At 66.8% G+C, this 9,315-nt stretch carries 5 protein-coding genes; 4 read left to right on the top strand and 1 reads right to left on the bottom strand.

The genetic code is table 11. The features are described 5' to 3' along the window. The first annotated feature begins 226 nt into the window (after positions 1-226). Both AB0F10_RS41815 and AB0F10_RS41810 read left to right on the top strand, forming a co-directional pair. Entirely contained in the window at positions 227-793 is a 567-nt protein-coding gene (locus AB0F10_RS41815; protein WP_360639031.1) for a hypothetical protein, read from the top strand. A 452-nt stretch (positions 794-1,245) separates the two neighbouring features. Beyond that, entirely contained in the window at positions 1,246-7,080 is a 5,835-nt protein-coding gene (locus AB0F10_RS41810) for a LamG-like jellyroll fold domain-containing protein (RefSeq protein ID WP_360639028.1), read from the top strand. A gap of 847 nt (positions 7,081-7,927) precedes the next feature. Here the strand turns inward: AB0F10_RS41810 and AB0F10_RS41805 are convergent. Continuing rightward, entirely contained in the window at positions 7,928-8,272 is a 345-nt protein-coding gene (locus AB0F10_RS41805) for an SLATT domain-containing protein (protein WP_360639033.1), read from the bottom strand. A 214-nt stretch (positions 8,273-8,486) separates the two neighbouring features. Here AB0F10_RS41805 and AB0F10_RS41800 point away from each other — a divergent pair, with 214 nt between their 5' ends. Beyond that, a complete protein-coding gene (locus AB0F10_RS41800) occupies positions 8,487-8,867 on the top strand; it encodes a hypothetical protein (protein WP_360639025.1) in 381 nt (126 codons plus the stop codon). 60 nt (positions 8,868-8,927) lie between these two features. After that, on the top strand, positions 8,928-9,257 hold the full coding sequence (locus AB0F10_RS41795) for a hypothetical protein (RefSeq protein WP_360639022.1): 330 nt from the start codon (positions 8,928-8,930) through the stop codon (positions 9,255-9,257). Positions 9,258-9,315 lie beyond the last annotated feature (58 nt).

The following is a 9,315-nucleotide window of genomic DNA, read 5'->3' as shown; positions in this document are numbered from 1 at the left end:
TATGTTTGGTGTTTTTTATGTGTGGTTTTTTGGGTTTTTTGGTGTTTGTTGTTGTTTTTATGTTTTTTGTTTTTTTGTTTGTTGGTTTGGGGGGGGTTTTTTTTTTTGGTTGGGGCCCGCGGCGCGGCGGGCGGCCTCTTCCTGTTCGGACATCGGACGCTATAGGGTTCCAAGGTCATGAGAGGACGGGATCGGGGTGCGCCGACTGTGGATAGGGCCGATATTCGTGCTTGCGATGGGTGGTTGTCAGAATGCGGCCGGTGATCCCGGCGGCGACAGTGCCGCACCCGTCCCGGCCGAATCAGTGATCAGCAGTGCGCACGCCGGACCGCCGTGGTATTCGGTGGCAGGCGACGGGCCTGAGTTCTCCGGCTCTGCGCGCGTAACCACCGGCCCGCTGGCGTCACTGAACGGGTTCGATAACGACGCCCAATTCCAGCGACTCTGGGCCTACACCGGCAGGGTCAGGTCCGCCACGGTCGACATCAACCGGGCCGAGCCCGGCGCCGACAATCGGGGCAGCCTGGAACAGGTCGAGAGAGTGTCGAAAATCGCCGGGCACCTCGTCGCTGCGCTGCCCGGAATCGGCGATGGCGGCCTGGCGGTTCTGGATCGCGAGAAGAAGGGCGCCGATCGCCCGCTGGTGCGAGCCCACGCCTGTTCCGGCAACGCGAGCGTCAGCGTGCTCATGTACGTAGACGGCGTGATCAATGACGAGGCCGACCTCACCGCACATTCCCCCGAGTTGATCGCCGCCCTCAACGAAGTGCTCGAGGACCTGCGCCCGAGGTGACGCGCCGGGGCGGCCGCCTGGGCTCCGCTCACGCCGCCGTCCGTCCAATGCGGACACGCATGCGACGTCCTGAGTGGAGCGTGGTGTTGCGCGATTCGCTGGATTTGTCGCCATGGAGCGTGGCTTTGTGCGGCAGGGCGCAATTCGAAGATCACGGAGTATCGATTTTGGACGGTGCCACCCGCACAATGATGGCCGAGCGGTCGTAGACCGCAGTCATCCAACGGGGGTCTAGCAAAGCCATGTCCTCATTGCATTCACGGTGGGGCCGTCTTCAGGTATCGACGGCAGTCGCCACCCTGTTCACCGCCGGAGCGGTCGCCGTAGCGCCGCCCGCTCAGGCTCAGACACCGAAACCCGCCGCCCCGGCAACCGGGGCAGCTGACAAGGCGCCGGCGGATCCGGTCGGCGCGGCGGTCTCCAAGGCCCGTACCGGTGGTCGTCCGGTTCGGGTGCCCTCGCTGACCGACGCATACTCGACGACGTCGGCCAATCCGGACGGCACGCTGACCGCGATCTACTCGTCCGCCCCGCAGCGGGTGCGCAAGGACAACGCCTGGGTGCCGATCGACACCACGCTCGTTCGGCAGAAGGACGGCAGCTACGCGCCCAAAGCGGCTCTGAGCTCGCTGTCGATCTCCGGGGGTAGCGGCACCGATCTGCTGTCGATGAAGGACGGCGCGAAGACGCTGAAGTTCTCCTGGGGTAAGAAACTCCCGGCCGCGGTGGTCGCTGGGGACACCGCAACCTATCCGAACGTCCTGCCGGACGTCGACCTCCAGGTGACCGCGGACGCGACCGGTTACTCGTCGATGCTGGTGGTGAAGACGCCGGAGGCGGCGGCGAACCCGGCGTTGAAGCAGGTCGACTTCGGGTTGACCGGCACCGGGGTGAAGCTGGCCGAGACCAGCAACGGCGGGGCCGAGGCGGTCGACACCAAGTCCGGCGAGCGGGTTTTCCACACCGACACGGCGTTGATGTGGGACAGCACGCCGCCGGCCATCGCTCCGCAGACCGAGGTCGACGCCGGCGAGCTGGGCCGGAACCGGGCGAAGATCAAGGTCGGGGTCAAGGGCGGCAAGCAGACGCTGGTTCCGGATCAGGGGCTGCTGACGTCGAAGAACACCAAGTTTCCGGTGTACATCGATCCGTACTGGTCGGGGTCGCCGGGCAAGTCCCAGCTGAACTGGGCGCGGATCTCCAGCAACGGCTGGAACGTGTACAACTCGACGTCGAAGACCGGGTCGACCAGCGCCCGCATCGGCTACGACAACTACGACACCGGCGACAACGAGAAGGCTCGCAGCTACTACCAGATGAACACGGCGGGCATCAAAGGCGCGACGATCTTCGAGGCCAGCCTGTACGTGGTGCACCGGTGGTCGGCGTTGTGCACGAAGAACACCGCGGCGGTGGTCTACGGCACCGGAGGGATCAGCAGCTGGAGCTCGTCCGGGCTGAACTGGGACAAGCAGCCGTCGAAGCTGACCGGGGTGCTGTCCACGGTGAACGGCACGGAACTGGACTGCGGCTCCTCGAAGGTGCGACCGAGCCCGGCCAGCTTCAAGTTCAACGTGCTGAGCTTCATCAAGACCGCGGCAACGAACAAGGCCAGCAACGCCACGTTCCTGGTCGCCGCGAAGAGCGAGACCGACAAGTACAACTGGAAGCAGCTCGGCTACGGCGGCGGCGCGACCCTCTCGGTCAAGTACAGCTACAAGCCGGTCTTCACCAACGGCACCGGCAACCCGAAGATCACCCCGTCGGTTGTCGACCAGGGACGGATCCTGACCACCACCCGGACACCCACACTGTCCGCGACCGGCTACTCCCCGAAGATGAACGGCTACCAGGAGAACGTCCAGGTCAACTACCAGGTGTTCAACTCGGCTGGCACCCGGGTCGGCAACGGGTACGGGCCGTCCAGCGGCTACGCCCTCAACGGCGGCACCTGGACGGTGACTCCCTCGCTGGCCGACGGCACGTACACCTGGAAGGCCGCGATCAAGAACGCGTCCGGGGTGTGGGGTGGTGTCTGGTCGCAGACCCAGACCTTCACCGTCGACACGTCCGCGCCGAAGGCGCCGTCGATCAACTCGACGCACTTCCCGCCGGGCGCGCTCGGCAACGCCTACAGTCAGAACGGGCTGTTCCAGCTGGCCAACGACAGGACCAACAACGTCATCGGCTACCTGTTCTCGCTCGACGGTGATCTGGCCAACGTCACCTACGCGGCGAACAGGGGCACCGCGTGGACCTCGGCCCTCGCGAACACCGCGATCAACCCGGGCACCATCTACTTCGCGAAGGCGGACAACGCCTGGGGCTACGGCGCCACCACGGTGATCAACGGTACGGCCGGGGTGCAGTTCTCGCCGGGAACGGCAGGAGCGCACCGGGTCTTCGCCAAGGCGGTCGACCAGGCCGGCACCACCTCGCCGCAGACGACCTACAGCTTCTTCGCCGGCACCAGCACCCCGTTCTATGCCCCGGGCGGCGACATGATCGCCGGCTGGTCGGCGTGGAACACCGACAACACGTACACCACGGTGCCGAAGGCGACCACCACGAGCACCACCGGGCAGCTGATCAGCCAGGTCAACTCCAGCGGCTGGTACTTCTACTCCGGTTACCAGGCAATGCTCGCCAACAAGAGCACGACGAGCAAGGTCGCCGTCAACGACACCGCCACCCTGTACTTCAACGTCCCGCAGCGCGGCCGGTGGGATCTGGGCGCGAGCCTGATGACCGCGTCGGACTACGGCTCGTACTCGCTGACACTGGACAAGGGCCTGTCGACCGAACAGGTGCTGATCGAGAACTTCGACGCCTACAACCCGGCAGGAGCGGTGAAGTTCCGTAGCTTCGGCGCCGTCGTCGACGCGACCAACACGCCGCGCATCATCGAGCAGGGCGTGCACAGCATCACCCTGAAGATCACCGGCAAGAACGCGGCCTCCGCCGGCTACCAGGCCGGTATCGACGCCGTCCGGATGATGTGGGTGCCGGCCTGCCCGATCAACAGCACCGGCGCCTGCCTCAACAACGCCGCGATCAGCACCCTGACCCCCGGCACCACGCCGACGATCACCGCGGCCAACGCCGACGGGCCGGGATCCAGCTTCGAGGCGGCGCAGCTCAAGGCCGCGGGCTGGACCCCCGGCAGCACCGTCACCGTCAACGGGGCGAAGATCAAGCTGGCGGATACCTTCGGTGACGGCCGCAACGACAACATCCTCTCCTCCGGGCAGGTCGTCACCGTGCCCGGCAGCGGAGTGGTCAACAAGGGCAACGCCCTGGTGTTCGTCGGGTTCACCACCAACGGCCCGAGCCGCGGCGCGACCGGCACGATCAACTACGCCGAGACCAGCTGCGGCATGAAGAGCCAGCAGTTCACCCTGGACACGATTCCGGACTGGACATCGACCCCGGCCAGTGAGGCGGTGTACACCGCACCCACCTACAACAAGAGCACTGCCACGACCGTGGCCACCCCGATCAGCCTGTTCGCCACCAGCGTGCCGCTGTACTGCCCGGGTGCGGTGGTCTCCAGCATCATCCTGCCGGTGGTCACCAACGTGCCGCAGGCCGGTCGGCAGACGCTGCACTTCCTCGGCATGGGCATCCGCCCGACGTCGGTCACCGGCAGCGGGTCCACCGCGACCCACTGGGTCGGCAGCTGGGCCGCCGCGCAGGACAGCGCCGCGATCCAGGCCACGGTGAACGGCGTCAACAGCACCGTCACGCTCACCGACCAGACCGTCCGGATCCCGGCGCACCTGAGCATCGGCACCGGCGGCGGCACCCAGCAGGTCCGGGTGCACCTGGCCAACGCCCTCGGCAAGACCCCGCTCACCCTGGACGCCGCCTCCGTCGGCCTGCAGGATCCGGCGCTGGGCGGCGCCTCGGCCAAGGCCGCTCCGATCGGGCTCACCTTCGGCGGATCGAAGTCGGTCACCCTGCCGGCCGGCACCGACGTGGTCAGCGACCCGGTCAACCTGTCCGCCCCGGACCGGACGATGGCGCTGGTCAGTATCAAGGTGCGCGGCACCGTCACGGCGTTGTCCGGCCACCGCGACGCCAAGACGCCGATCTACGTCAGCGCCGCGGACAACGTCGACCACACCGGTGAGTCGGCAGCCACCGGCTTCACCACCTTCGCCATCAACGGTCATCCGTTCCTGTCCGGGATCGACGTCACCACCTCGACGACCGACCCGGCCGGCGCGATGGTGCTCTTCGGCGACCAGACGGTGAACTCCGACACGGCCGGCGGCGACGGCATCAGCCAGCTCAACAGCCGGCTCGCGGAGGCGTTCGCCACCGCCGAGCAGGGCAACGGCAAGGTTCCGATGGGTGTGCTCAACCTGGGCAGCAGCAGCTGGAGCAACCAGGCTCAGCTGCCGGCGGCCAACGGCACCCTGCCGGAGAACGCGACCGCCCTGGTGGACCGGGCGATCCTCGGCCAGGCCAACGTGCGCAGCGCGGTCATCTCGGCCGGGTCCAGCGACCTGCTGGCCTGCACCGCCACCACGGCCGAGGCCTGCGCCGATCCGGTGAAGAAGAAGCTGCTCGCGCTCACCGCGCAGCTGCGCCGATTCAAGACCGACGACGCCTCGAACGCGGCGGTCCGGCTACCCAGCCGCACCGGCGGGATCAAGGTATACGTGGCAACGCTGCCGCCCTTCGCCGGCACGCACAGCGCGGTGCAGGAGGCCGCCCGAAAGCTGATCAACGAATACATCCTCGGCAACGACGGCACGGCCGCCTTGCAGGGGTACTCGGACGGAACGATCAACTTCGCGGCCGCGGTCTCCACCGACCTCACCGAGGACTCCGACACCGTCAACAGCGATTTCCTGTTCACCTCCGGCACCTCGAAGTACCCGAACAACCTCTACTACGCGGCGTTGGCCCGGCAGGTCCGGGACGAAATCGACGAAATCGACTGGATCGTCGACGACCAGACCGGTGGCACCGAGCCCGACGACAACCCCGTCGCGGTCTGGGAGTTCGACGACGACGACGCCGACACGGCGTACGACACCGGCTGGGGCACCGGCGCCGGGCGTACCCGGCACAACGCGGCACTGACCGACGTCGCCAGCAGCGCCGGGCGCCTCGTGGGTGGCAAGGCCGGCGGGTTCAACGGCGCCAGCAGTTTCGCCAGCACGGAGCTCCGGACCAACACGACACAGAGCTTCGCGGTGGCCGCCTGGGTGCGGTTGACCGACAAGTCCGCCGACCGGACGGTCTTCACCCGGGACTCCAACGGCAGCTTCGCGTCGCTGTACTTCCAGTACCAGAAGTCCACCGACCGGTGGCTGGCCCAGATGCCGACGGGTCCGTCCAGCACGGCCGTCATGCAGAACGCCCTGTCCTCGAAGCCGGCCCAGGCCGGCGTCTGGACGCATCTGGCCGCCGTCTACGACGCCGAGCTCAAGACCCTGACCCTGTACGTCAACGGGGTGCCCGACACGTCGAAGGACGGGCTCACCACCTTCAACGACGTGAACGGCGCGACCTGGATCGGCCGTAGCCGCGGCAGCACCTGGTTCGCCGGCGACATCGCCGACGTCCGGGTATGGAACCGGGCGCCCAACGAGGCGGAGATGGAGGACCTGGCGGCGCCGGAACTGCTCGCCGACTGGCAGTTCGAGGACGACAGCGACACCACGATCGCCAAGGACTGGACCTCGCACGAGCATCACGGCACCCTCGCCGGTGGCGCCGCGTACACCTACCCGGGGCACAACGACTCCGGGGACATCGGCGCGGTCCGCCTCAACGGCAGCAGCGCCATCGTCACCAGCCCGGCGCTGTTGCGTACCGATCAGTCGTTCACGGTGGCCGCCTGGGCGCGGATCACCCGGTCCGACGCCAACTACACCGTGCTCAGCCAGGAGGGGGCGCATGCCGGCCGGTTCCTGCTGCAGTATTCCTACCAATGCGGTGGCTGCTGGCGGTTCACGCTCACCAACTCGGACGTGGCCGAGCCGGGGACCGCGCTGGCCGAAGGTCCGGCGGGTGCCGCGCTGAACACCTGGATCCACCTCGCGGCGAGCTACGACGCCGGAACCGGCGCCATGGTGCTCTACATCAACGGCGAGCCCGCCGCGACGGCGACCTTCACGGCGACCCCGTGGAACGCCGACGGGACGTTCACCCTCGGCCGCGCGCGCTGGGACGACCACGACACCGACTGGTTCCCGGGCGATGTCGACGCGGTCAAGGTCTACCAGGGCGTCGAGCCGGCCGAGCGGATCAAGGAGCTGAGCCTCTCCTGATCCATCGGCAACCGACCGCACGGAAGCCGGCGGGCTGTGGCCCGCCGGCTTCCGACGACTCCGACCGGCCTGAGGCCGATCTGCCAGGAAACCTCGCGCTCTCAGCCGGGAATTCGATGGTGCTCAAGGGCCGAATAGCATCGGCGACGGTGACCGCCATCACGCTTCCGGGCGGGATGAAGGGGCTCTGACAGCGGGTCGGGCGGGCTCGGTTCGGTGCGCCTTGCGGCACCCGGCAACACCGTGCCGGCTCCCCGGGCGCCCCGCGTCATGGGCCTGACGTGTCGGTGGGTCGCTCGACGATGCGGCCGCACTGATCCATCGGCGGGCCGACGAGCGGGACCGCCAGATCGCCTCGGTCGCCGAGCTGGCCGTACGAAGGCGCCGAGGGTCAGGATGGCCCGGCGGCTGGAACAAACGGCGAGTCGCCCGAGGGCTGAGCGAGAGGGCTCGCAAGGTTGGCCAGGCCCTTGAACGACGAAGGCCCAGGTCGAGGAACTATCCTCTGACCTGGGCCTTGGCGCTCTGAGGGCGACGATAATCGAACTTGCGTAATCAGGTTTGGAGGAACGCCCCGCGTGGTCGACGTCGTGCACAACGCTTGCCCCGGGCCGGTGTGCTCATGCCCGTACGTGCCCGTTGGCGCCCCTCGTAGGTCCACGCTACTGGCATGGGGATGGCGCGGCGGGACAGGCGGTGACCCGTGCTCTAGACGAAGATGAGGACGATTTAGTCGGGCATGCGTCCGCGGCTCAGGCCGTCTGTGGCTGGCGACCGTTGCTTGCAATGGTTGGCAACCTGGCTGCCCGGATGGCGTACTGCGCACTGCCGACCGGCCACACGTGCTCTAGGCTTCCCCGCGGTCTCCAGGCGTTCCCTCTGAGGGCTGGTCAAGACTCTGCTCCCGCTTGCGCTGCTCCAGTCGCAGGCGTTCGACCTCGGCAACGAAGACTGCGAGGGCGTCACCACTTGACTGAGTGCGGTAAGGCCCGATGGACAATTCGACGGCAGAGTACTCGTGTTCAATGGCGTCGGCTGTTTGTTGGAGATAGAAGCCTCTCTCTCGGAACTTGAAGTACCCGGTGAATCCGGCCGCGGCACCAACCGCGAAGCTAGTGAAGATTGGTATCCAGCGATACCTTCCCTGCTCGACGGCAAGTGCAGTAAGAGTGGACGTCGCAAGAGAGCCGATTATTGAATCCCGTCGCTGTTGGTGCGGACCGCCGCGCCGGCCGATGCCGCAGCCGGAGGCCGCCAGTAGGCCGAGCGGTCACGGTCGCGCCGAGCCAGCGGCGCCTTGATCCAAAAGAGAGCAATTCGGCAACGCGACGCGTTGACGCGTTGTCCCGTCACGGCTGATGCTTGACACTCGCGTACCACCGTCTCTCTTGATCATGTTCAGTCGGATGCGGTCGACCATGTCGATACCGCACCTCTGCCAGACCTTCACCGACGAGGAGGGGAACGTCGTCCTGAGACGCGAGGTGAAGACGATCAAGGGGACGTACAACAGCTTCTCCCAGAACCTGTCCAAGGGCGCGGATCAGGTCGAGGGCGACGGCGAGGTCGTGATCCAGAGCGAGATCAGCCCGGCGCAGTTCGAGGAATACCTGGCGAAGTTCCGCGCGGCCATCACGAGACACGGTCGTACGGCTCCCTTCAAGAACGTCCGCGTCCGGATCCGGAACTCGAAGGGCGACGAGACCGCCGGCGATTCGGTCGTCCCGTCGACGCCGACCACCACGGGCGGCATCCCCCAGTCGGTTCTCATCCAGAAGGGCACCTAAGGTGTTGACCAGCGCGGGGCGGCGAAGTCCTACGCGACGAACCACAGGGAAGAGGTGACCGTGAGCGAATACGGATATCTCCTCTGCGTGGACTGCCGCGTCCACATTTGGCTCGGCAAGGCAATCAAGAACGACGACGATCAGATCGTCTATTTCGCGGTGGGCGCCAAGGAGCCGAATTGGCGTCAGTCCGGGTTGACCCGCTCGGTCTGGAAGTTCCTGGCCGATCATGTCGGCCACCATCTGGAGTCCGTCCGGGAGTTCAGCGAACGGTACAACCAGATGGTCGAGGACGACCCTCCGGAAGGCCCCTATGTTGAAATCGGCGACTCGTCGCTCACGGGCCCCACGTTCGACGAGTATCTGAGCGGATGGCCGGGCAACGGTTGACCTCGATCCGTCGTCCGTGAAGTAGTGAAGCGCCGCCGCAGCATTCACGTGCTGCGGC

The organism is Actinoplanes sp. NPDC026623 (assembly GCF_040638275.1).
GTDB lineage: Bacteria > Actinomycetota > Actinomycetes > Mycobacteriales > Micromonosporaceae > Actinoplanes.
Note: the sequence above shows the minus strand (reverse complement) of the source record. Positions and strands in the feature narration are given on the sequence as shown.

Coding starts and splice junctions, on each gene's coding strand:
- AB0F10_RS41800 (WP_360639025.1), top strand. CDS start 8,487: ATGCGGTCGACCATGTCGATACCGCACCTCTGCCAGACCTTCACCGAC.